Source organism: Thermococcus argininiproducens (genome assembly GCF_023746595.1).
Lineage (GTDB): Archaea > Methanobacteriota_B > Thermococci > Thermococcales > Thermococcaceae > Thermococcus_A > Thermococcus_A argininiproducens.
The window spans coordinates 1813912-1834925 of the sequence record NZ_CP080572.1; the positions used below are offsets into that span (position 1 = coordinate 1813912).

General features: G+C 38.9%; 24 protein-coding genes and 1 tRNA gene. 7 read left to right on the top strand and 18 right to left on the bottom strand.

The window, feature by feature from the left end; all coding sequences use genetic code 11:
• Window positions 1-39: 39 nt before the first annotated feature.
• The 8 genes from K1720_RS09870 to K1720_RS09905 form a co-directional block, all read right to left on the bottom strand.
• Window positions 40-189, bottom strand: a complete 150-nt coding sequence (locus tag K1720_RS09870) for a DNA-directed RNA polymerase subunit P (RefSeq protein WP_251949053.1) — start codon at window positions 187-189, stop codon at window positions 40-42.
• 26 nt (window positions 190-215) lie between these two features.
• On the bottom strand, window positions 216-473 hold the full coding sequence (locus tag K1720_RS09875; protein ID WP_055283929.1) for a 50S ribosomal protein L37Ae: 258 nt from the start codon (window positions 471-473) through the stop codon (window positions 216-218).
• 201 nt (window positions 474-674) lie between these two features.
• The gene (gene rrp42 / locus K1720_RS09880; RefSeq protein ID WP_251949054.1) at window positions 675-1484 is read right to left on the bottom strand and encodes an exosome complex protein Rrp42; all 810 of its coding nucleotides are present in this window, start codon (window positions 1482-1484) and stop codon (window positions 675-677) included.
• A 1-nt stretch (window position 1485) separates the two neighbouring features.
• Complete coding sequence (gene rrp41 / locus K1720_RS09885; RefSeq protein ID WP_055283926.1) at window positions 1486-2229, bottom strand: exosome complex exonuclease Rrp41; 744 nt, start codon at window positions 2227-2229, stop codon at window positions 1486-1488.
• Window positions 2226-2981 (bottom strand): exosome complex RNA-binding protein Rrp4, encoded by a 756-nt coding sequence (gene rrp4, locus K1720_RS09890; protein WP_251949055.1) that lies wholly within the window; start codon window positions 2979-2981, stop codon window positions 2226-2228. The genes rrp41 and rrp4 overlap by 4 nt, the downstream gene beginning before the upstream one ends.
• Entirely contained in the window at window positions 2978-3688 is a 711-nt protein-coding gene (locus tag K1720_RS09895) for a ribosome assembly factor SBDS (protein ID WP_251949056.1), read from the bottom strand. Before K1720_RS09895 ends, rrp4 begins: the two co-directional genes overlap by 4 nt.
• A gap of 11 nt (window positions 3689-3699) precedes the next feature.
• Entirely contained in the window at window positions 3700-4482 is a 783-nt protein-coding gene (psmA, locus tag K1720_RS09900) for an archaeal proteasome endopeptidase complex subunit alpha (protein WP_055283920.1), read from the bottom strand.
• A gap of 117 nt (window positions 4483-4599) precedes the next feature.
• Complete coding sequence (locus tag K1720_RS09905; protein ID WP_251949057.1) at window positions 4600-4962, bottom strand: ribonuclease P protein component 2; 363 nt, start codon at window positions 4960-4962, stop codon at window positions 4600-4602.
• Between the two features lie 72 nt (window positions 4963-5034).
• On the opposite strand from K1720_RS09905, the gene K1720_RS09910 reads away from it, so the two are divergent.
• Window positions 5035-6192 (top strand): DUF763 domain-containing protein, encoded by a 1158-nt coding sequence (locus K1720_RS09910; protein WP_251950706.1) that lies wholly within the window; start codon window positions 5035-5037, stop codon window positions 6190-6192.
• Window positions 6193-6372: 180 nt separating this feature from the next.
• Here K1720_RS09910 and K1720_RS09915 read toward each other — a convergent pair whose 3' ends face one another.
• Together K1720_RS09915 and K1720_RS09920 are read right to left on the bottom strand one after the other, a co-directional pair.
• Entirely contained in the window at window positions 6373-7113 is a 741-nt protein-coding gene (locus K1720_RS09915) for an ATPase domain-containing protein (protein ID WP_251949058.1), read from the bottom strand.
• A gap of 354 nt (window positions 7114-7467) precedes the next feature.
• Window positions 7468-7544, bottom strand: a tRNA-Val gene (locus tag K1720_RS09920).
• 151 nt (window positions 7545-7695) lie between these two features.
• Here K1720_RS09920 and K1720_RS09925 point away from each other — a divergent pair.
• From K1720_RS09925 to pyrG, 3 genes are all read left to right on the top strand, one after another.
• On the top strand, window positions 7696-7983 hold the full coding sequence (locus K1720_RS09925; RefSeq protein WP_251949059.1) for a DUF357 domain-containing protein: 288 nt from the start codon (window positions 7696-7698) through the stop codon (window positions 7981-7983).
• A 5-nt stretch (window positions 7984-7988) separates the two neighbouring features.
• Window positions 7989-8381 carry a DUF555 domain-containing protein gene (locus K1720_RS09930; RefSeq protein ID WP_251949060.1) on the top strand — a complete coding sequence of 131 codons (393 nt, stop codon included), beginning with the start codon at window positions 7989-7991 and terminating at the stop codon, window positions 8379-8381.
• Between the two features lie 129 nt (window positions 8382-8510).
• Window positions 8511-10109: a glutamine hydrolyzing CTP synthase gene (gene pyrG, locus K1720_RS09935; RefSeq protein WP_251949061.1), complete on the top strand. Its 1599-nt coding sequence runs from the start codon at window positions 8511-8513 to the stop codon at window positions 10107-10109.
• Here pyrG and K1720_RS09940 read toward each other — a convergent pair.
• Window positions 10106-10999 (bottom strand): hypothetical protein, encoded by an 894-nt coding sequence (locus tag K1720_RS09940; protein ID WP_251949062.1) that lies wholly within the window; start codon window positions 10997-10999, stop codon window positions 10106-10108. The two genes, pyrG and K1720_RS09940, sit on opposite strands and share 4 nt — an antisense overlap.
• Window positions 11000-11110: 111 nt before the next feature.
• On the opposite strand from K1720_RS09940, the gene K1720_RS09945 reads away from it, so the two are divergent.
• The gene (locus K1720_RS09945; RefSeq protein WP_251949063.1) at window positions 11111-11503 is read left to right on the top strand and encodes a 30S ribosomal protein S8e; all 393 of its coding nucleotides are present in this window, start codon (window positions 11111-11113) and stop codon (window positions 11501-11503) included.
• A 65-nt stretch (window positions 11504-11568) separates the two neighbouring features.
• The gene (locus tag K1720_RS09950; RefSeq protein WP_251949064.1) at window positions 11569-12462 is read left to right on the top strand and encodes a zinc ribbon domain-containing protein; all 894 of its coding nucleotides are present in this window, start codon (window positions 11569-11571) and stop codon (window positions 12460-12462) included.
• Here K1720_RS09950 and K1720_RS09955 read toward each other — a convergent pair.
• The 4 genes from K1720_RS09955 to K1720_RS09970 all read right to left on the bottom strand — a co-directional run bounded on the left by K1720_RS09955 (window position 12425) and on the right by K1720_RS09970 (window position 17399).
• The gene (locus K1720_RS09955; protein ID WP_251949065.1) at window positions 12425-13480 is read right to left on the bottom strand and encodes an NOG1 family protein; all 1056 of its coding nucleotides are present in this window, start codon (window positions 13478-13480) and stop codon (window positions 12425-12427) included. The two genes, K1720_RS09950 and K1720_RS09955, sit on opposite strands and share 38 nt — an antisense overlap.
• 105 nt (window positions 13481-13585) lie before the next feature.
• Window positions 13586-14650 (bottom strand): DUF512 domain-containing protein, encoded by a 1065-nt coding sequence (locus K1720_RS09960; protein WP_251949066.1) that lies wholly within the window; start codon window positions 14648-14650, stop codon window positions 13586-13588.
• A 50-nt stretch (window positions 14651-14700) separates the two neighbouring features.
• On the bottom strand, window positions 14701-16023 hold the full coding sequence (locus K1720_RS09965; protein WP_251949067.1) for a TldD/PmbA family protein: 1323 nt from the start codon (window positions 16021-16023) through the stop codon (window positions 14701-14703).
• A gap of 5 nt (window positions 16024-16028) precedes the next feature.
• On the bottom strand, window positions 16029-17399 hold the full coding sequence (locus K1720_RS09970) for a TldD/PmbA family protein (protein ID WP_251949068.1): 1371 nt from the start codon (window positions 17397-17399) through the stop codon (window positions 16029-16031).
• A 157-nt stretch (window positions 17400-17556) separates the two neighbouring features.
• On the opposite strand from K1720_RS09970, the gene K1720_RS09975 reads away from it, so the two are divergent.
• On the top strand, window positions 17557-18435 hold the full coding sequence (locus tag K1720_RS09975) for an ADP-dependent ribose-1-phosphate kinase (protein ID WP_251949069.1): 879 nt from the start codon (window positions 17557-17559) through the stop codon (window positions 18433-18435).
• Here K1720_RS09975 and K1720_RS09980 read toward each other — a convergent pair.
• Genes K1720_RS09980 through K1720_RS09990 form a run of 3 tightly spaced genes read right to left on the bottom strand, consistent with a single transcriptional unit; the run spans window position 18432 to window position 21005 of the window.
• The gene (locus tag K1720_RS09980) at window positions 18432-19253 is read right to left on the bottom strand and encodes an ABC transporter permease (RefSeq protein WP_251949070.1); all 822 of its coding nucleotides are present in this window, start codon (window positions 19251-19253) and stop codon (window positions 18432-18434) included. The two genes, K1720_RS09975 and K1720_RS09980, sit on opposite strands and share 4 nt — an antisense overlap.
• A complete protein-coding gene (locus tag K1720_RS09985) occupies window positions 19240-20043 on the bottom strand; it encodes an ABC transporter permease (protein WP_251949071.1) in 804 nt (267 codons plus the stop codon). The genes K1720_RS09980 and K1720_RS09985 overlap by 14 nt, the downstream gene beginning before the upstream one ends.
• Entirely contained in the window at window positions 20040-21005 is a 966-nt protein-coding gene (locus tag K1720_RS09990) for an ABC transporter ATP-binding protein (protein ID WP_251949072.1), read from the bottom strand. Before K1720_RS09990 ends, K1720_RS09985 begins: the two co-directional genes overlap by 4 nt.
• Window positions 21006-21014: the final 9 nt, after the last annotated feature.

Below are 21014 nucleotides of genomic sequence, written 5' to 3' on the forward strand. Positions count from 1 at the left end.
AGGTTATAAAGGTTTTTGATAGTTTTAAAAAAGCGCAATTCAAATTGCTTTGACCCGTCTGCCCACCTTAGGTCTGGGCTTGTAAATTATCTTGGCCCCACAATAAGGACAGCGAATTTCTCGAACAACCGCTAAATCCATTTTAAATTCTTTTCCACATTTTGCACATCTGTATAATGCTTCCACCATGTCAACCACCAAAAAGGTTTAAGGGGTTATAGGCTTGAGACACCCCTCTTAGCAATTCTTCCAGCCGGTGTGGCTGGTAAATAAGCTCCTCCAGCAAATGTGGCACCACACTTTTGACATTGCCATATTCCTGTACTTATTCTCTTAACAGCTTTTCTTCCACATACTGGACAGGTGTGTTTTTGCCTCATTTTCTCTTCTACTGCAGCCACTCTTCTTCTAATCTTAAGACCGTATCTTGGTCCAAATCTTCCAGCTGATCCGACTTTTTTAGTTCTTGGCATGATCATCACCCCTAATGATCTTAAGCTGAAGGGTATTGAGAGAGTTTATTTAAAAGACTTTTCCTAAACCCAACTAAAAAACCAGAGTTTAGTTTATAAATCTTTTCTTGAAAGAATATAAGTTAAAATTCTCCCTCACTTCCTCTGATGTGAAAGGAAAAATACTTAACCGTAAAAATTCAAAAGAAAAGGAAACGTTGCTTATTCTTTCTTTATTGCCTCAAGGATTTTTTCTCTAATTTCTTCTGCTTTTTTGTATGCGGTGTCTACAGCATACACTACTTCTTCAAGCTTAAAACTCCCGCCTTCACTCTTTTGAACTGCAGAGATATACCCATTTTCATCTGTGGTTATTGTCAACTTTCCATCCATAACTTGCTCTTCTTCAAAGTTTGGATCCACAACTAGGGTGTTTCCTATCTTTGCAAAGCTTACTGGAATTGGGATCTTTGTTACTGGAAGTTTTTCATACTCATCTAGTGTTGTAACTTCCTCAGTTTCTTCATTATACTCTACTTTCGGAATCTTTGCACTCAACAATGCCGCAATTGCACCAATTCCTGAGGCATCCAAAAGATTTCCATCGTGATCCAACACATGAACATCTATGAAGACTACTCTAACAAGTTTTCCAGGAACTATGACAAGTTTCTCCAGGTCAATTGCTTGGCTTTCTCTTATTCCTCTGTCCACAACTCTTGCGAGTTCTATTGCTCTCTCATCGGGTGGACCTGGCTCAAAAGTGGGTGAAGCTAATGGGACAAATTCAACGTTAGTGGTTATTACACCCATATTTGGCAAATCTGGGAATGGTTCACCCAAATCAACTTTTATGCCAACAAGTACCTGAGTGTCTCCAAGTTTTACAAGAGCAGAACCTTCTGCTTTTTCTATAACATCTGTCTCAATCGTTAAGGGCCTAGCGTCCTCCAATCCCCTTCCATCTATTCTCTTCTCCTCTTTTAGAAGCTGCAAGATATGATCCTTCATTATTGATGCCATTACTTCCATTTCACTCACCTACCTCTTGTGCTATTTTGAGATACTTTTCCTTTAGGGCCTCTCTTTGTTTCTGATAAACTGCTTTCGCGCCTTTTATTGCAAGTCTCACGGCTTCAAGGAATTCATCTTTTGTTAGATAACCATCCATTTGAAGTAGAGTTATGTCATTCTTTATTGGCATTATCGCCACTGGCACATCAGCTTCTCCATAATTGTCCTCTTCCTTGTTGAGATCCAGTACTATCTCACCATCGATCTTTCCCGCAGCGCATGCTGCAACAAGATCTCTCATTGGAATTCCTGCATCAGCCAATGCAAGCGAAGCTGCTGTAATCCCTGCCACCCTAGTTCCAGCATCGGCCTGAAGAACTTCTATAAAGATATCTATTGATGTTCTTGGGAAAAGCTCGAGAATAACTGCTGGTTCTAGGGCACCTCTTATGACTTTACTTATCTCCACACTTCTCCTATCTGGTCCCGGCTTTTTTCTCTCTTCAACACTAAATGGTGCCATGTTATATCTTACCCTCAGAATAGCTCTATCCGGTTTTTGAAGATGTTTTGGATGAATCTCTCTTGGCCCATAAACAGCAGCCATTACTTTATTCTTTCCCCACTCAACATAGGCAGAACCATCCGCACTTTTAAGGACTCCAACTTCCATTTTTATTTTCCTAAGTTCATACTTTTTCCTTCCATCAATTCTGTATCCATTCTCATCAATAAGCTTAAGCCCTTCCGGTTTTCCCATCATTCCTCTTCACCTTCTTTTAATTGAGGGACTTCTTCAATAATCCCTTGCTCTTTAAGTTCGTTTAATCTCTGAAGCAGCATTTCTTTAACCCTATCTGTCAATCCTTGAGTGTGACTTTCTCTGTTTACTTTAAGGATGGCTTCTATGGCCAATTTTTCAAGTTCCTCTTTCCTTCCACTGACCCAAACCCATCCATTCTGTCCTACTATAATTCTGGTCCCTGTAAGATTCTTTATCAGGTTTATCATTGAACCACCTTTTCCTATCAAACGAGGAACCTTTGAGGGGGTTATTTTCACTAGTTGGCCTCCTTTCAACGGCCCACCACTAAAGGGCATCCCTTTTGTCATCAGATCAATCTGATTAATCTCATTAAACGCTTTTACTTTCGCGTATATTATGTCCCCTATATCAAATATTTTCCTCAAATCAGTCTTCAAAATATCAACTCTTCCTTCTACAGCGTCTTGTATCCTAAGTCCAGCTTGATAGGGCGCACCGATGTCAACAATCCAGTTTGAGAACTTTACATCAATTATTTTGCCAATTACTGAATCTCCGACCTCTGGTATATACGGGCCCTCAAGAGGTACTACTGACACAGTGTCATTTGACACCCTAACCAATCCAACAACGGTTGAGTATATTCTACTGCCTTCTTTAAAAGTACCTCTTCCATGTTTGAACGGTCCTTGTGCCAAAAGTGTCCCTGGAACCACTAAATCCTTATTTTTTACAAAAATCTTCCTCATAGTCCCTTCCTCTCTATAAGTTTAGTTACAACTGTGCCCTTTGTAAGGGCATTCAGTTTCTCATAAAATTCTTCTTCAATTCCCCCAGGAATTTCAATTAAAAACATCCAAGAGCCATCGCTTGCCCATTCCTCTCTCTTTATTCTTCCAAATTTTCTTACTTCTCCATAAGCTTTCCCTGTATATTCTGATGGTATCTTAACTGCTATTACTTTAGTCTCAATCTTCAATGGTAAAACCCTTCTCAAGGCCTTTATTATATCTGGAACCTGTGTCTCTGCATCTTTAAATATGTCCACCCTAGTTCCTACTTCTTCCATTGCTTTGAGAATCCTCTCAGGAGGATGAGGATAGCCAGTTCTCGGATCAACTGCATGTCGGTGAATTATCATGGCTATCTGTCTTTTCTTCTCCTCAAGCATTTGTCTTCTCTGCTCTGCTGTAAGCTGAACTTCTCCCTTTCGAAGAATTATTTTTGCAACTTCATATGGATCACTTGTTCCAAAAAGTTTCTCCATTTCATGTTCACTTGCTTTATCTCCCTTATGGGCATCTTTAAAAATATAAGGGGTAGCAAGAATCTCCTCTACAGGAACTTCTCTGCCTTCTTTGAAGTCTCTAGCCAAATAAGGATCCACTAATATCTCAAAAATTTCTCCATGTGTTTTCAATCGAGCTATCACTGCTTTGTCGAGACTTACTGGCATTATCAACCACCTCAGTAGTTGCTATCCAATTCACTATAGTCCTCCTCTTTCTCTGGGACTTCTTCTGCCTCAGCTTCCTTTAAAGCCTCTTCAAGACATTTGGCTACTTTTTCTGGACTTATTTTCTTGAATCTTTTCTCTTCCACTGTAATCACTGCAACTTCAATGTTCTCTGGAGTGGGTTCTTCCATTATCTTTGAAAGTGCCAAAACTGCTAGCTTAATAGCCTCTTCAAGAGTCATATCATCCTTGTATTTTTCCTCAAAAATCGCCATTGCAGTGTTTCTGCCACTTCCTATTGCCACAGCTTTCCATTCAAAATAAGCCCCACTTGGATCGGTTTCAAATAACTCTGGCTTTTCATTTACACCTGCCATTAAAAGAGCTGCACCAAAGGGTCTAACACCACCATATTGGGTGTGCATCTGCTTTAAGTCACATATCTTTTTAACAAGAACTGTTAGCGGGACGGGCTCACCATAGGTTAACCGATGAATTTGAGCTTCTAAACGAGCTCTATCCACAAGAACTCTAGCATCAGCTATTATACCGCTTGAAGCCGCTGCTATGTGTTCATCAATTTGGAAGATCTTTTCATAACTCTCTGGTTCTATGAGTTTACTCGTGACTCTCTTTTCTACAGCTAAAACGACACCATCTTTACACTTCACTCCTACTGCAGTAGCGCCCCTCTTAACAGCCTCTCTTGCATATTGGACCTGGAAAAGCCTTCCATCAGGACTGAAAACTGTTATTGCCCTATCATACCCGGCTTGTGGCGGTACAAATGCCATTTTCCATCACCTCTAAAGTTATCGTAATCTGGTTATGTTAGAGATTTCTTCACTCCCTTTATATACTCTCCGATTTTAGATATTTTAAGTGAAGATAATTAAATTTTTTCCCATCTTTCATTTCCATCCGAACTCTCGCAAGAATTTGATTTTAAGTCTTTTTATAGTACCCGAAACACCAAGACTTCTTATAATAGCTTTAGAATCATTTATTTCAGTCACCAAGGAGAATGCAAAGCGAAGCTCTTCAACATATTCTCTATCACACCTAACAATACCTGTTTGAGTTTTTTCATTAAATTTTATAAACCAAGGTTTTGTTCTTGCTGTCCCAAGTTCCCCTAGAGTTCTGAGGGCAGCATCCCATATTGCTCTCTTTATTTCATCTTTTTTGAAGGGTCTTTCTCCAATAACCTGGAACGCTATATACCGATACTTGTCCCTTAGTGTTGGAGGTAATGTTCTAGGTTTCTCTCTCATAGCAGAAATCACTTCGCATAGAGATTTATTAAATTATCTCAAGTTTTTTATATATAGATGACAAACTCCCAATTGATGAGACGAGGTATTGCAGAACTTCCCCTACACGGGGGGCATGTCCCCAGATGGCTTGCCCTAAGGATGAAAAGACTGGCCAACATTATGATAAAGCTTCTTATAGATGAATATGGCACTCAGGGTGTTCTTGAAAGGTTAGCAGACCCTATATGGTTCCAAGCGCTTAACAATCTAATTGGAATGGATTGGGATTCTTCAGGAAGCACTACAGTTACAGCAGGTATTCTAAAAGAAATTCTTTCAAAAGAAGAGTTAGGGATAAAAGCTGCTGGTGGAAAAGGGGCAAAAAGCAGAAATACTCCACACGAACTTGAGCAAATAAGCAAAGTCTATGATCTAAATCCCAACGAATACATAAGAACATCAAAACTCGTTGCCAAAGTTGATAGTGTTGCTCTCCAGAATGGATATCAACTTTATCATCATGTCTTTTTTGTAGACCAAGAGGGAAGATGGGCTATAGTACAACAGGGTATGAATCCCCAAGTCAAACTTGCTCGGCGATATCACTGGTTCTCTGAAAAAATCAAGTCATTTACTTTAGAGCCACACAACGGAATAAGCGGAATACAAAGTAACTATGCCCTTAACACTATTGCCAAAGAAGCAAAAGAATACCAAAAGACCCTTTTAGATATAATCTCCGAAAATCCCACTAAAATCGAACGTGAAATAAAGAGCGTAGAAGCCCTCACAAAGGGATATGCTCCTTTGTTTTATAAACCGTATGAAAAGAGAAAAGTTGTACCCCTATTTGAGAGATATCAAAGCTTCGGCAAACTCGAACTTAATAAAAGAGCCCTTGAATTAGCAAGAGAACTAAGCGTAGATAATTATGATGAGTTACTCCTCATAAAAGGTCTTGGCCCAAGTACACTACGAGCTTTGTCTTTGGTTCTTGAATTAATTTACGATGTTCACCCCTCTTGGAAGGATCCTGTTACTCATCCTCCGGATCCGTTCAAGTTCGCTTATGCCGTTGGAGGGAAAGATAGAGTTCCATTTCCAATTGAAAGGGGTACTTATGACGAGTTAATATCTTTTCTCGAAAAGCTCCTAGACAAAGGAAAAAACGATAGGGAAGTCGTTAAACAAGTAACAAAAATCAGTCGAAAGTGGAAATTCCCAGAAAAGGAAAAACGACCCACTTAAATTAACATAATAATGAAGCATTTTAATACGACTTCTTAGACGAAAAAAGCATGTGCAACCTCTTATGAATTAATGCAAACTCCAACAATATTTTCTGATCTATTGAGTATCTTTAAAGTAACCTTAGCTCAACAAAATTATCAATAACCGCAATAATCGTGAACAAAGTGAAAAAGAGCACTAAAAGAGTTTAATGAATTGTTCTTTTGACATTTTTATTCTGTAATGGCGTGGTATAAACGCTGGAAGCACAGATTTAGGCACTAAAATAGTCTCCTCTAAACCCGATGGACCCACATGAGAAACAAATTCTATAACTTGATCGCTCAGGCTAAAAAGCCAAGCAGTGACATGTTCCGGAACAGCGCTCGCATTTAGGAGTGTTATCGCAACAATCTTAAGAGCATTTAAAGGTTCCTTCTCCAAACTCGCAGTTGATGCTCTGACTATCTTGTCCATCATGTTATAACCAAACTCATGATAGGTTCCCTCCATAGTAGCTACAAGACCCACTACCAATACATCTTTGGGAATTCTAGAACTCAATCTCTTATACACATTAATCAATTTTGCAATACCAGTTTCATCACTCCAATCAGGTATTTGGATTATATATGGCTTTTTAGAGGGAATTCCATACTTAGAACCAAAAAGATCAATTACATAAAGTTTCCCATCCTCTCCAGCTTTGTGAAGATCAAAACCTGCGCATTCCAACCTTAACTCAAGCTTTGAGACTGGCAGTGCTGTGTTAAGAATAACTCCAATCGCACCCTTCTCTATCAAACTTTTGAGTATCTTTAAACCCAATATCCATCCTAATGACCTCTTGTCATACACTATTAACAAGTTTCCTCTCTCAATAATTCCACCACCCAAAATAGCATCTATATCATCCAATCCAGTCTTCACGACCTTCATGATTAACCCACCAACTAGAACTTTTCTCTTAAAATTAAAAAAGTTTTATCTTCACACATCCACTCCAACAAATAGAGAAGGATAAACAAAATGAAAGGATAGTAAAGGTGGAGTAGACTGAGATTATTAAAAATGAAAAAAGTTTCCCAACTTTTCCATTGCTTTGGTTAGTGCTATACATTAATTTACACTGCTAACAAATTTAAAAGCCTTCAAGTCCTCTATTTCATAGAATGGGAGGTTTATTACTAACAGATTTCTTATTTGGGCTTTAACATTCTCGACTCTTACGAATAAGCTCTCAAAATAGTCCCCTGAGAAGGTGAAAATGATGAAGATACTGTCTAATCTTTTTGGTGGGCCCGCGGGGATTCGAACCCCGGACCTCCACCTCGTAAGGGTGGCGTCATAACCATCTAGACCACGGGCCCGCCCAAAGCATTAAAGTCAAAGTCCAAATATAAATCTTTCGCTTAAAACTTGTGTCTTCAACTCACTTTTCATGCCCAGGAAAATGTTTTTCAGAGGATAAAACCTAAGATTTATAAGGGTTCTAAAATATTCCCAAGCGAGGCGAGATCGGTGGAACGAGAGATCACCGAAGAAAAACTGAAGAAATATTTTGAAATCACAAGAAAAGCTCTTGAAACGCTCGAAATAGCAGTACATGAAAAAAGCACTCTTTTTGCTGTGGCGCAAGACTTTTTAACTATGGCAAAAAGCTATTATAGCGATGCTGAATACTACTACAAAAAAGGAGATTATGTAACAGCATTCGCTGCTTTAAACTATGCGCATGGCTTTATCGATGCAGGAGTAAGACTGGGAGTATTTAAAGGAGAAGACGACAGATTATTTGCATTCGGGTGAGGAAAATGGGAGATTATGTAGTTATCCTTGAGGCTCCAATAATAGTGAGAGAAGTTGAAAGTCCAGACGATGCAATAAATGTTGCGGTTTCAAAAGTAGCAAAAGCATTAAATAAGGAGAAACTAGACTTTGTAAGGGTGGAAATAGGCTACTCTCAATGTCCAGTGTGTGGTTCCCCGTTTGAGAGTGCTTTTGTTATTGGAAATATAGGTCTTGTTGGAATTTATTTAACTTTAAAAGTTTTCAATGCTCAAAGTCTTGAACATGCAGAGAGGATAGCCAAAGCGGTTGTTGGAAAAGCTCTAAAGAAAGTGCCATTAAAAGTTTTTGAGATAAAAGAGCTCCACAATGGGAAAAAAGAAGTTGGGATCGAGCTTAATAACAATAATACTCTCTAGATCCCCATTTGTATTCCCCACTTTTTTGAGGGGGTTTATAATTTGGATTTTATTGTTTTTAGATTTTTCTAAACAAAACTTTTAAGCTTCTTTGTGACAACAGACAACATAACTTTTGGAGGTTTAAACATGGCAAAGTTTATCTTTGTAACAGGTGGTGTAGTTAGTGGTCTTGGAAAAGGGATAACGAGTGCTTCACTTGGAATGCTTATGGAGTCCAGAGGACTAAAAACCACAAACATAAAGATAGACCCCTATCTCAACTATGATGCTGGAACTATGAGTCCCTACCAGCACGGAGAGGTCTTTGTTCTTGATGATGGTGGTGAAGTTGATCTAGATCTAGGAAATTATGAGAGATTTCTGGATACAAATCTAACTTTTGAACATAATATTACCACAGGTAAGGTTTACTCTGCCGTTATAGAGAAGGAAAGAAGAGGAGACTATCTAGGTGCCACTGTCCAAGTCATTCCTCATATCACCAATGAGATAAAAGAGCGTATAAGGAAGATAGCAGAGGAGTACGACATTGTTGTTGTAGAAATCGGAGGAACTGTGGGTGATATAGAAAGCATGCCTTTCCTCGAGGCTGCAAGACAAATGCAACTCGAAGAGGGAAGAGACAATGTAGCATTTGTCCATGTAACTTACGTGCCAAAGCTTAAAGTCGTGGGAGAACAAAAAACCAAACCCACACAACACAGCGTTAAAGAACTCCGCTCACTAGGAATTCAACCCGATGCAATAATAGCAAGGAGTGAAGATCCCCTTGAGGAGGGAGCTAGGAGAAAGATAAGTCTCTTTACAAATGTACCTGAAGAGGCCGTGATAAGTGCTTACGATGTTGAAGACACATACGAAGTACCATTACTCCTTGAAAGAGAAGGTTTGGGAAGATATCTCACAAAGAGACTTGGCCTTGAAGAGAAGGAACCGGACCTAAAGGCCTGGGAGGAAATGGTAAAGAAGTATAAGAACTTGAAAGAAGAAGTAGAGATAGGAATTGTTGGTAAATATGTTAAGCTAGCTGATTCTTACTTAAGCATTAAAGAGGCACTAAAACATTCAAGCATAGCAAATGAAGTTAAGGTAAAAATAAGATGGATTGAAGCTGAAGACCTCGAGAAAGAAGGATTCAAACTTCTAGAGGGAGTGGATGGAATAATAGTTCCAGGTGGATTTGGCGCCAGAGGAAGCGAAGGAAAGATAATGGCTGTAAAATATGCAAGAGAAAATGACATACCCTTCTTAGGAATTTGCTTTGGATTCCAGCTTACGGTGGTGGAGTTTGCAAGACATGTTCTTGGTTTAGAAGAAGCAAATTCTACAGAAATAAACCCACAGACACCATATCCAGTGGTTGATCTTCTTCCGGAACAACGAGAAATAGATAAACTTGGAGGAACAATGCGTCTTGGAGCTTATCCCGTAAAAATAAAAGAAGGAACCCTAGCCCATAAACTCTATGGAAAAGAGCTCATTTATGAAAGACATAGACACAGATGGGAAGTAAATCCCGAATTTGTAAGAGAATTTGAAAGAGCAGGTTTGGTGTTCAGTGGGATTTCAGCAGATGACAAAAGAAGAATGGAGATCCTTGAGCTTCCAACTAACAGCTACTTCATCGCAACCCAATTCCACCCAGAATTTAAATCACGACCTATGAGACCTGCTCCAGTATTTAAGGGCTTAGTCAAAGCAGCAAAAGAAAAAAGATATGGCTAAAGCCCAAATTCTTCCATTATTTCTTCTTCAAAGCTTTTTACCTTCTTTGTAAGCTCAAAATAAAGCATTAACCCACCAATCGCCATCAAAGTTTGTATTAATGCTTGGAATGGTGATTGAAGAATATTTGATATCAAATTAGCTGTGAAGTCACTTTTGCCCAAAAATAACAAACCAATGAAGGAAGCTGGAACTGCTAACAGGAGGAACCCCGAAACAACCAAAAATGCACCAAATCCAATTGACGAAAGCTTGTTTTTGAAAGCGATTGAAAAACAACTTAATGAAGCTGTTATGGAGTTACTCATGACATAAATCGGTACTGCCATTGAACCTGCTGCCACTAGTAATAGAATCAATGGAAATTCCACAAGCAAAAGGAGCCACATTAATACTGAACTCCCTGTGAGAACTATAAGTGCACTAAACAAGAGCATTGGACCCAAAAGTATAATGATAGTTATTATTCCCACCAGAAGATTAACGAAGAAAACCTGAAAAACATGGTGTATCCCCTCGTATACTAAATCTACAAGAGAATATGTCTGGTTATCCTCCACCATAAGAGCCCCTTTTACAATTGCATATTCACTAAGGGCCTGAAGTAGTAATGATACTAGCATAAAGACTAAAAAGAGTCTGAAAAATTCCGCCATTTCATTAAGAACCTCTTCAGAAATAGTGCTCCCATGTTCCTCAAATATTACACTTTCATTACTTCCTCCCGAGACCCCCCAAAGGTTCTCAAAAACCGATGTCTCCCTAAATAAGTAAGCAGAAAACGGACTAAGGAGGAGTGAAACTATCAAAGGTATTATTAAAAGCTTTAAATTTTTTGTAATTGTAATAATAGCCCTACCAAACGCATTTACTGCCCCCACTCTGACCACCAGAAAAAATAAGGGAGTTAACGTTTTAAGAGTTTTGGAGAGAAAGGGAAAAGATTTATAAGCAAATCTCTAAAATGCCCATAGGGTTAAGATCATCATGAGGTGAGAGTTATGGCTATCTGGCAGGGAAGATCACTCAAAAAACCTTCAGGTGGAAGAATCATATTTGCAAGAAAGAAGAGAAAAAGGGAGCTTGGAAGAGAACCAGCATTTACAAGGGTAGTTGAAGATAAGGAAGAAAGAAAGATCATAAGAACCTACGGTGGTAACAGAAAGGTCAGGTTGGTTAAGGCACTCTATGCAAATGTCTTTGAAAATGGAAAAGGTAAGAAAGTAAAGATAATCAGCGTTGTTGAGAACCCAGCAAACAGACAATATGTAAGAAGAAACATTATCACAAAAGGTGCAATAATCCAAACAGAAATCGGAAAAGCACTAGTGACCTCAAGACCTGGCCAAGAAGGCATTGTGAATGCAGTCCTTATAAAAGATGAAAGTGCCTGATTTCTCTCTTTTTCTGCGAATCCTTTATATCCCTTGAACACATATTTTTACTTAGGTGTAGACAAGTGGAATACTCCCGTATAGAAAAGATATTAGCTAGTTTGTTTGTACTCTTCCTTCTTATTGCAAGCATAAACTTTCTTAGAGAGCTTGAAAATATCCCCAAGAGGCCGGACTATAATTATTACCAAGAAAAATATGGTATAAACACTCTCCTTGAAAACCAGACTCGTTTAATGGGATTAGATAGAGAACTCTTTCAAGATTATCAAAAAACAAAAGATGTCCTAACTGAGGCAGAGCGAGTTTATCTCTTTAAGAGAGAGGAATATAGAGTAGCTCTTGAAAACGGAAACGTCACAGAAGACCTCAAAAATGAATATGTAAAAGCCAAGGAAGAGTATGAAAAAGCATACTTTCAATATCTTGGGGCCAAAAGTGCCTATGAAAAAATCCACAATCAATTAGAAGAACTCAATTCAAAAATCCAAGAACTATCAATGAGAGCGAGTACCGAGTATACCAGGGCCTACCAAGCATATAGGCTCAAAGTTCTGGCATTAAAACTTTTATTTGCCCTTCCAATCTTTATACTCTCCTTCCTTCTCTTAAAAAGATACAAAAACATATACACACTTTCCATGATAAGCTACTCCTCATTACTACTCATCTATCTTCTCCTTTCAGTTATATGGGATACCATCCAGATTATAGGTCTGAGCCTCTTTGGCGCCTTTGCAACTTTGCTAGCACTCTATTACATAAGAAGAGAATACTTCAAACCCGAGAGAGTTTACAAAAGAAGGGTAGCTCAGAATAAGTGCTATAACTGTGGCTTCCCTATAAAGGAGGATTACCTTCATTGCCCTAACTGTGGGACCCCATTAAAAGAAAAATGTGAACATTGTGGAGCTCTAAAACCTATTCACCTTCAATTCTGCCCATATTGTGGACAATAGCCTCCATCTCTGGTTTTATTATTTTTATGACTCTTTTTTTAAGCTCCTCTATTCCTAAACCTTTCTCAGCTGCAATCCGTAAAGATTCAACACCCCTCTCTCTTAAAAACTCCTCTACCTCCCTTATCTTATCCTCATTGGCAATATCCGTCTTATTCAGCACAACTATAAATGGAAAACCCCCAAATTCTCTGTAAACTTCCTCAAAAAGGTGCATTTGTTCCTCGATTGGATATCCACAGTATTCACTTGGATCAAAGATGTAGATTATCAATTTGCCAAGGTGCTTTAATGCTAAGATAGCTTGTCTTTCAATTTCGTTTCTCTCACTTAAGGGTCTATCCAAAAGACCAGGTGTGTCTATAACCTGATACCTAAGCCAGTGTTCCTCGAATTGCCCAACGTTTATTCCCTTAGTGGTGAAGGGGTAAGTTGCAATCTCTGGTTTCGCATTTGTAAGCCTCCTTAACAATGTAGATTTTCCTACGTTTGGATGGCCTGCTATGACTATAGTGGGAAGATCAAGATCAATCACTGGCATGTCTTTTAGAACGTCTCTGGCCTTGTTTAGATATTCCAGATTATCGTTAATGTCTTTTAAAATACTTGCAACCCTTCCATAGAACTCCCTTCTTAATCGAGCAATTTCCTTGGGATCTCTGGAATACCTCACTTTCTCTACGTATCTCTCCTCAAGAGTCCGAATGGTCTTCACGGCCCAATTTATTGATGCTAATGCCTTATGAAACATTCTTTTATCTACAAGAGTATCTAAAAGTTCTTGGTAAAATGATGGAAGGGTTGAGACTCCAGGCGTTCTATTTAGGACCTTCCTAAGATTATCCCGAATAACATTTGAAACTGTCCTTATTCTAAGCTCTTCTCTCTGCCTTGCTTTACTTACTATATTTCCCCTTGGAGTGAAAGCAGATGCAGCCTTCTCAGCGCGCCTAAATGCTTTATCAATAATCTCATCCGCCAGAAGGATAGTAGGCATTTTTTCAAATGGATTCTTCATATCCTCTCACCTTTTTCTATTTTTCTCGCCGTTAGTGAGTTTCTCAAGGAGTTTTTAAAGATGTTGATGAAATTATCCTCTATAAGGCTTCAAAAATGGGGAAATTTAAAACCTCTCCAGCATTTTTGGAATCTCCTGTGGCTCAAGAGCAGTCTCCACAACATATCCCTTTTCTACTAATATCTTGTTAAAGAGGTCGCTCTTTTTCCACCCATCCAATGTAAGATCCCCATAAAACATCAACTCAGGCAAGAATATAACTCCCAGTTCAACCTCTGGAAGCTTCTTAACTTCTCTAAGCACGTCTTGAGCTGTCAATAGGCCAGCAGTTCCTATATTGCCTCCAAAGAATTCATTTTTTACCATGATTACCTCGAGTTTTGGGAAAAGTCTTTTGATTTCTGGGTAAGCCAGCTCACCAGTAAATATATAGACTGGAAACTCACTTTCAATCTCAAATGGCTCAAATGGAAGCATGAACTCTCCCAGGAGGGATTGAAATATCGGGGGGATCACTATTTTAATATCAAGGTTCTTTTGTCCCTCTTCCACAATTCTCTTGACATATTGAAGTTCCTCCTTACTCAAAGGCCTCGTTTTTGAAAACCTTGTAACTCCAATTGGAAACAACCTAACTTCATGAACACCAAACTCGTCCAATTTTCTAAGGATTTCCCCTATGTCCCTAACATTATAGCCGGGTACCAGTATAATGTCAGCGATCGTCCTAAAATGTTCCACAACTTTAGGTAGAAGGTCAATTATTTTTTCAGCATTTTTGTTTCTCATAAGTTCTACTCTAACTTTCCTTTTGGTTGTATGAAGAGAAATTTGGATCTCGTCCAGACCAGCTTTATAAAGAGTTTCTATCCTCCTCTCATCAAAACGAACATTTGCAGACGTATCTGTAACCCTTATCCATAAATCATAGTTTTTTCTTGCATAAGCTATCCTTTTTTCAAGCTCTGGGTCATTTAGAGTGTCATGTTTAGCTACTCGATAAATCATTTGAGGTGGATTCTGCAACAAATAGCAGAAAACACAATCGTTTCCGCACGGCCCTGCTCTAGATGATGGAGGAATAATTAGAAGATCTTCCCTTTCATTCACCATGTCAAGCTCATATTTAGTTATCTTTCTGAGCTTGTACTCTTCAGTCAGCTCATACATAATGAAAGAATGAAAACAAGGTTTAAAAAGAATTAGATGGATAAAATATCCTACTTCCCTGCTATTCTAACATTTTCAAAGGCTACTGATGGCACAACCATGCTTCCACCAAAGGGGAGAACTTTTTGTTCTTTACTTATCGCATAGATGCTCGGCAATAGTTCGTAAATATTGCCACTCATCATAAAGACTGTAGACCCTTTTATCTCTCCATCTTCAATGAGGAATGCTGGATTTGCTACCACTGCAAAGTTCCCATTATCTGGGTTGCTCGAATGAGCTCCTTGGAAACTGTCTACAAGGTATCCATGCTTTATTTCGCCGATTATATCTTCAATCTCTTGTTCCCCATTTTCAATCACTACATTGTGAAGAGCTATTCCTATTCCTCCAGTAGAAAAGTTTCTTTTTCCATTTCCCGTGCTTTTCACTTCCTTGATATTTGCCCAATAGTTATCCCAAATAAAACCTTTAAAGACCCCTTTCTCTACAAGAACATTCTTTCTCGTTGGTGTTCCTTCATCATCCGCTATTATGGGATTTATACTAAGTTCATGCAAGGGATCATCATATACGTTTAAAAGATCACTCGAAATTGTTTCTTCAAGTTTATTCATCAGCGGAGTAGTTCCTTTCATGAGCTTCTCGCCACTAAAGGCTGGGAAGAAAGCATAATTCAAGAGACTTGAGAGAGCCCAAGGTTGCAAAATAACTTTTGCTTCTTCCGTTTTACTTCTTTCTACATTAAATGCCCATTTGACTTTTTGAACTGCACTTTTTACAACACTTTCTACATCGAGGTTAAGAGAAAGCCTTGCATCAAAGTCAAAAATTCCGGGAGTTACTTTTCCTCCTTTCATTCCCACGAGTTCAATGTAAAAGAACGCTCCACCACCTTCTTGAAACACATTGACACCATTGGAATTCATTATTAAGCTTTCTCTCCATTCAGCACCACCTCCGCCACCTGCAACCACGACTCCCTCTTCCTGCAAAGCCTGATCTATACTCTCCTTGGCCAGTTCAACGAAGCAATCGGGAGATACTTCCTTAATTTCTTTATCCATTTTTCTCGGGGCTCTGTATTTTCCTGGAAGTGGGAGAGAAACCCATTTTTCATCAGGCTTATTGAGCCTAGACATCTTGTATGCTCGCTCTATTGCGTCTCTGAGTGCTTTTTTATCATCGGTATCAACTATCGAAACTCCAAGCCTTTTATCCTTCAGACCTCTAATTATAGTAACTACTCTTTCTCTAAGGGCCGAAGTAGAAACTTCATTAAGCTCAATATTTACACTTGCATCTCTAGTTCTATAAATGGCAATTTCAAGCTCATCAAAAAACTTTTCCCCGTACTTGATCAACTCTTCCATTTCCATCACCCGATTATTATTCCCCCATCAAAGCGCATATGAGGCCCGCCAGAACTTACAAAAGCTGCTTGTCCTTTCCCACATCTCCCCATTTCAAGGCCAAAATCTCTTCCTACGGCACTTATCTTCTTCAAGGCTTCAATTGCAATTCCACTAATAGATGTATCCCTAATTGGTTTTGTTATTTCTCCATTTTCTATCACATAGCCTTCCTGAATTCCTACTTGGAATGCTGAATTAAGCTGGGCTTGACCTCCCCTGAAGTCTACAACGTAATAACCAAACTTAATATCTTCTATCATTTCTTCAAAATTCCAGTCTCTTGGTTCAAAAATAGTATTACGCATCCTTATTATTGGGGGATAAGTATAGTTTTCGGCTCTCGCGTGACCATTTGGTTCCATACCCCATTTGTGGGCATATTCTCTGTTTAACATTATCTGCTTGAGTACACCATTTTCAATGATGTGAATGTCTTTTACCGGGACCCCTTCATCATCATACTTATCGTTTCCAAAACCACCTTCAACTATACGCTCACTCATTGTTACATATTCTGGAGCAACCTCTTTTCCAAGAAGATCTTTGAATGGAGAATTTATTGTCAAATCTGCCTCAGCTAAGTGCCCCAAAGCTTCATGAGCTATGAGACCTACAATTATTGGACCAGCAACTATTGGAAATTCTCCCCTCTTAGGTGCAACCCCTTGTAACTGGGCATGAACCTTTCTAATGACTCTTTTTGCAACCTCTTCATTGGGTTCCCTCTCCCTGAAGAGCTCCCATCCATAATCCACAGCCCCTACTTCGTCTCTGGCTGCTGCTAGTCTTTCTCCTTCTTTACCCGTAGCCCATACATACTGCCATACATAGTTTAATTCCCATTTTATTTTAGTCCCCTCATTTGTGAGAAGAATCTTTTCCCCACTTGCATCCTCATACCTGAGCCATGTAGACTTAATAGTACTATCCGCTTTAAGGAGAGACTCAAGTTCAGCTAATCTTTCAACTTTTTCTTCTATGGAAACTTCTTTTGGCTTTATTTTCATCTTACTCCTTACAATATCTTCATAGGTTTTAACCTCTGCAAGTTGGATTTTCTCCTTCTTTGCTTTTGCTGTGGCCCTAGCAAGCTTGTATGCACTCCCTATAGCCATCTCAATCCTGTCAAGCCTATTTGTAGAAGCAAAACCCCAAGCCCCATCCGCAAGAACTCTTACAGCAATGCCTATTTGGTCCTTTCCAGCAAAAGTTGTAAAAGTGCCATCCTTAAGCTCAAGAGTATTTTTGTTTACATTCTCATACCGTACCTCTAGGTATTCTGGCTTAAATTTCTCAAGAGCCCATTCAAGAGCTTTTTCAAGTCTATCTTCCATTGCATATCACCCATAATCTAAAGGTTTAGATAATCATTTGAATTAAATACCACAAGTATAAAAGTATTTCCTTGTTCGACAGTGAACATAATAGAACAGTAAGAATAGAAAAAGTATAAATCTCCTGACTCTATAAGAGAACAGTGGAGGTGGAAGGATGTTTGATGTGATTGCAATAGGCAATCTTAACTATGATATCACGCTTTTAGTTGAAAGATTCCCAGAATTTCATGAAAAGATCATAGCTAAAGGTGCTCATTTTGGATTAGGAGGTGCTGCCGGCAATACGGCTTCTTGGCTTGCCCAAATGGGGCTTAAAGTTGGATTTATTGGCGCAGTCGGAAATGATGAGATTGGAGAGGCCCATATAAACTACTTTAAGAAAGTAGGTGTTGACGTTAACGGAATCAAAGTTATAGAGGAGCACTCTGGAATAGCAATATCCATGATAAAAGGCGAAGATAAAAGGATAGTAAAGCACTTAGGAGCAAATGCTTATCGAGAGGTAGACTTTAGATATTTATCAAAAGCGAAATACATTCACATGTCTTCAAATCCAAAGAAGCTCATAGAAAAAGTTGTTGAATTTGCTTGTGAGAGAGATATTCCTGTTTTTCTAGACATTGGAGAGGCAGAAGTTCCCAAGCACATAGAAAATAAGATAACATACCTCCTAATGAACGAAGATGAGTTCAAACGTAAATATGGAAGCTTGAAAAATGTCCATATTGTGAAAGCCAAAAATTTAATAATTACCCTAAACGGTGGAGGGGCGTTAATTAGGGATGAGAATGAGAAAGTTTTTGAAGTCAAAGGACTAAGTGCTGAGGTCATTGATTCTACTGGAGCAGGAGATGCCTTTGATGCTGGATTCATTTATGGAGTGGTTAATGGATGGAACTTAAAAGATGCAGCAACTTTAGGCACTTTTTTAGCATATCTGACAGTTCAAAAGATTGGAGCCAGAACAGCCATAATACCTCTAGAGGAAATTAAAAAGAACGCCAAGAAACTTAATGTAAAGCTTCCCTTTTAATAACTCTTCAATCCTACTATTCTGGCCTGTCTTTCACTCCATTTATAAACTAAGTATCCCACAATTGCATATGTCCCTGAAAGGAGTACAAGATACGAGATCTCACTTATCGAATTGAGATAACCATAAGCAACAATTTTTCTAACAGCCTCGCTTGTTGGAGCATAAGGGAGAATTTTTGCTAAGATTTGAAGTCCCTTTGGAAGTATAGAAACAGGATACATGGCACCACTTAAAGCAAACACCAACATTTCAAGTATTGTGATAAATGGCCCTGGATCTTTTAAGTAAAGTACTATCCCAGCGGCGGTCATTCCTAATCCAATCATGCCAACTGCACCCACTAAAAGAAATGGAATGGCCTTTAAGAAGTTTAAAAAGTCAAATCGAATGTTAAAAAGCAAGGTGAAAATTGGAATATAAATACCCATGTACAAAAAAGATAAGAAAATTCTAGTGAGAACATTACCCATAAAGAATGTTATTCTTCTCATGGGAGCAGCGAATGAATATTCAAGCGTGCCCGCATACAACTCTTCCACAATACTCCATACAAACCCACTTAAAAACGTGAGCCCAAACCCAAGAACCATAAAGCCGAGCACTGCAAAAGTCACGTAATCTGCATAGCCCGTAAGCTGTTGAAGTGCTGGAGAGTTTCTCTCTCCGGTTAATCCAATCCCTATTAACAAGGCTTGGCCTACGAAGAAGAAACCAAACATCACATCACTTACTAACCAGAGTTTATAGCTTGTGAAGATACGCCAATTTTTTACTGCAACTCCATATAGGGCTTTAAGTTCGCTAGTAACCCCCATAACCAATCACCCTAGTGATTTTTTCGGCCCACTTGAAAAGAGCATAACCAATTCCCCAATATAGTGGGATTAAAAAGAAAAGCCACTTGATCTCTCCTAAAAGCTCAACATAACTCGTTCCAACAAAAAGAGCCCTTACTATATACGCAGCATGAGTTAATGGAAAAATCTTTGAGAAAGCGACCATAATTTTTGGCATCACATTTAATGGAAAGAACACACCTGAAAAGAAAAGCATGGCAAATTCAAATATCTGAGCAAATGGCCCTATGTTTTTCAACATCATAACTAAACCTGCAAATACAAATCCAAATCCTAAAAACGCAACCAACGAAGCAAAGATGATTGGAAGAGACTTCAAAATAACCGAAAATGTAAGAGGAATATCAAATATCACTATCCCAATTGCAAATACTACTCCCATAAGGACTGAATCCATGAGTAACCAACTCATGGCCAAACTAGACAATAATTCCACCATTTTTGCTGGTGAAAGAATATTCATTTCAAAAGTTCCCCTTTGAAGTTCTCTCCTCACCCCCCAGACATAAGCTTCCATCGGAGATACTGAAACCCACCATAGAACATATCCTATTAAAGCATATGTGGGGTAATCCCCCATGCCCGTAGAAACCTCTAATAAAGCAGAATACCTTCCTCCAAGGACCGCCTGGCCAAAAAATACAAACTGTAAAAGAAAGACTAGCCCAACTAGTACAGAACTTATAACTCGAAGGGGATATCTAAAAAACATTCTGAACTCCTTTTCAATAACTGCAGAGAGTATCAATCCCTTAACCCCCTTCCTGTAAGCTTTATGAACACATCTTCAAGAGTGGGCTCCTTTTGCTCGACGCTTATTATCTTCGCACCCCTTTTCACAAGCCACTCGACGAGTTTCGGCAAATCTTCTTCATCTACGGTTCCTCTAAGGAGTGCAGTATCACTCTCTATATCCCTCTCGATAATTGCTAATCTCCAAGGAATTTCATTAGGTATCCTGCCCTTAAGACGTATTTCAACTGCATCTTCAGCTTTGACTAATTTTTTAAGACCGTCTGGTGTGTCAAGAGCTATTATTTTCCCATGGTCTATTATGGCGATCCTATCACAGAGCTGCTCTGCTTCAGCCATGTAATGAGTTGTTAAAAGAACGGTCTTTCTCTCCTCGTCAACGAGTTTTCTCACGAATTCTCTGACAAATATTGAACTCTGAACATCTAACCCTAGTGTAGGTTCATCCAGAAAGAGCACTTCCGGATCATTTATCAGGGCCTTTGCTATTGCTAAGCGCTGTTTCATTCCCCGAGAGTAGTTCATTACCAAGTCATTTCGTCTCTCCCACAGCCCAACAAACCTAAGAAGTTTTTCAATCCTTTCTTTCTCCTCCCTTTTTGGCACGTAATAGATCCTTGCGAAATATTTGAGATTTTCATAACCACTCAAACGCCAATAAAGGGTTCTTTCTCCTTCTGCGACGAGGTTTATCCTCTTTCTAATTTCCCTAGCGTCTTTTCTTAAGTCATAACCCAAGATCTTCGCATTACCCTCTGTTGGCTCTAAAAGAGTGGTGAGAATTTTTATTGTGGTTGTCTTTCCTGCTCCATTAGGACCAAGAAGACCAAAGAGCTCACCTTTCTTAACCTTGAAACTGATTCCTCTAACTGCCTCAACCCATTCTACTTTCCTAAACGGGAGAGGAATCTTTTTAGGATAGCGTTTTTTTAAGTTGCTGACTTCAATAGCATGCATGGTACTTCC

What these genes read in the sequence shown, in the direction of transcription:
- K1720_RS09870 (WP_251949053.1), bottom strand. Translation starts at nt 189, where the DNA reads ATGGTGGAAGCATTATACAGATGTGCAAAATGTGGAAAAGAATTTAAA.
- K1720_RS09875 (WP_055283929.1), bottom strand. Translation starts at nt 473, where the DNA reads ATGCCAAGAACTAAAAAAGTCGGATCAGCTGGAAGATTTGGACCAAGA.
- rrp42 (WP_251949054.1), bottom strand. Translation starts at nt 1,484, where the DNA reads ATGGAAGTAATGGCATCAATAATGAAGGATCATATCTTGCAGCTTCTA.
- rrp41 (WP_055283926.1), bottom strand. Translation starts at nt 2,229, where the DNA reads ATGATGGGAAAACCGGAAGGGCTTAAGCTTATTGATGAGAATGGATAC.
- rrp4 (WP_251949055.1), bottom strand. Translation starts at nt 2,981, where the DNA reads ATGAGGAAGATTTTTGTAAAAAATAAGGATTTAGTGGTTCCAGGGACA.
- K1720_RS09895 (WP_251949056.1), bottom strand. Translation starts at nt 3,688, where the DNA reads ATGCCAGTAAGTCTCGACAAAGCAGTGATAGCTCGATTGAAAACACAT.
- psmA (WP_055283920.1), bottom strand. Translation starts at nt 4,482, where the DNA reads ATGGCATTTGTACCGCCACAAGCCGGGTATGATAGGGCAATAACAGTT.
- K1720_RS09905 (WP_251949057.1), bottom strand. Translation starts at nt 4,962, where the DNA reads ATGAGAGAGAAACCTAGAACATTACCTCCAACACTAAGGGACAAGTAT.
- K1720_RS09915 (WP_251949058.1), bottom strand. Translation starts at nt 7,113, where the DNA reads ATGAAGGTCGTGAAGACTGGATTGGATGATATAGATGCTATTTTGGGT.
- K1720_RS09930 (WP_251949060.1), top strand. Translation starts at nt 7,989, where the DNA reads ATGGGAGATTATGTAGTTATCCTTGAGGCTCCAATAATAGTGAGAGAA.
- pyrG (WP_251949061.1), top strand. Translation starts at nt 8,511, where the DNA reads ATGGCAAAGTTTATCTTTGTAACAGGTGGTGTAGTTAGTGGTCTTGGA.
- K1720_RS09945 (WP_251949063.1), top strand. Translation starts at nt 11,111, where the DNA reads ATGGCTATCTGGCAGGGAAGATCACTCAAAAAACCTTCAGGTGGAAGA.
- K1720_RS09955 (WP_251949065.1), bottom strand. Translation starts at nt 13,480, where the DNA reads ATGAAGAATCCATTTGAAAAAATGCCTACTATCCTTCTGGCGGATGAG.
- K1720_RS09960 (WP_251949066.1), bottom strand. Translation starts at nt 14,650, where the DNA reads ATGTATGAGCTGACTGAAGAGTACAAGCTCAGAAAGATAACTAAATAT.
- K1720_RS09965 (WP_251949067.1), bottom strand. Translation starts at nt 16,023, where the DNA reads ATGGAAGAGTTGATCAAGTACGGGGAAAAGTTTTTTGATGAGCTTGAA.
- K1720_RS09970 (WP_251949068.1), bottom strand. Translation starts at nt 17,399, where the DNA reads ATGGAAGATAGACTTGAAAAAGCTCTTGAATGGGCTCTTGAGAAATTT.
- K1720_RS09975 (WP_251949069.1), top strand. Translation starts at nt 17,557, where the DNA reads ATGTTTGATGTGATTGCAATAGGCAATCTTAACTATGATATCACGCTT.
- K1720_RS09980 (WP_251949070.1), bottom strand. Translation starts at nt 19,253, where the DNA reads ATGGGGGTTACTAGCGAACTTAAAGCCCTATATGGAGTTGCAGTAAAA.
- K1720_RS09990 (WP_251949072.1), bottom strand. Translation starts at nt 21,005, where the DNA reads ATGCATGCTATTGAAGTCAGCAACTTAAAAAAACGCTATCCTAAAAAG.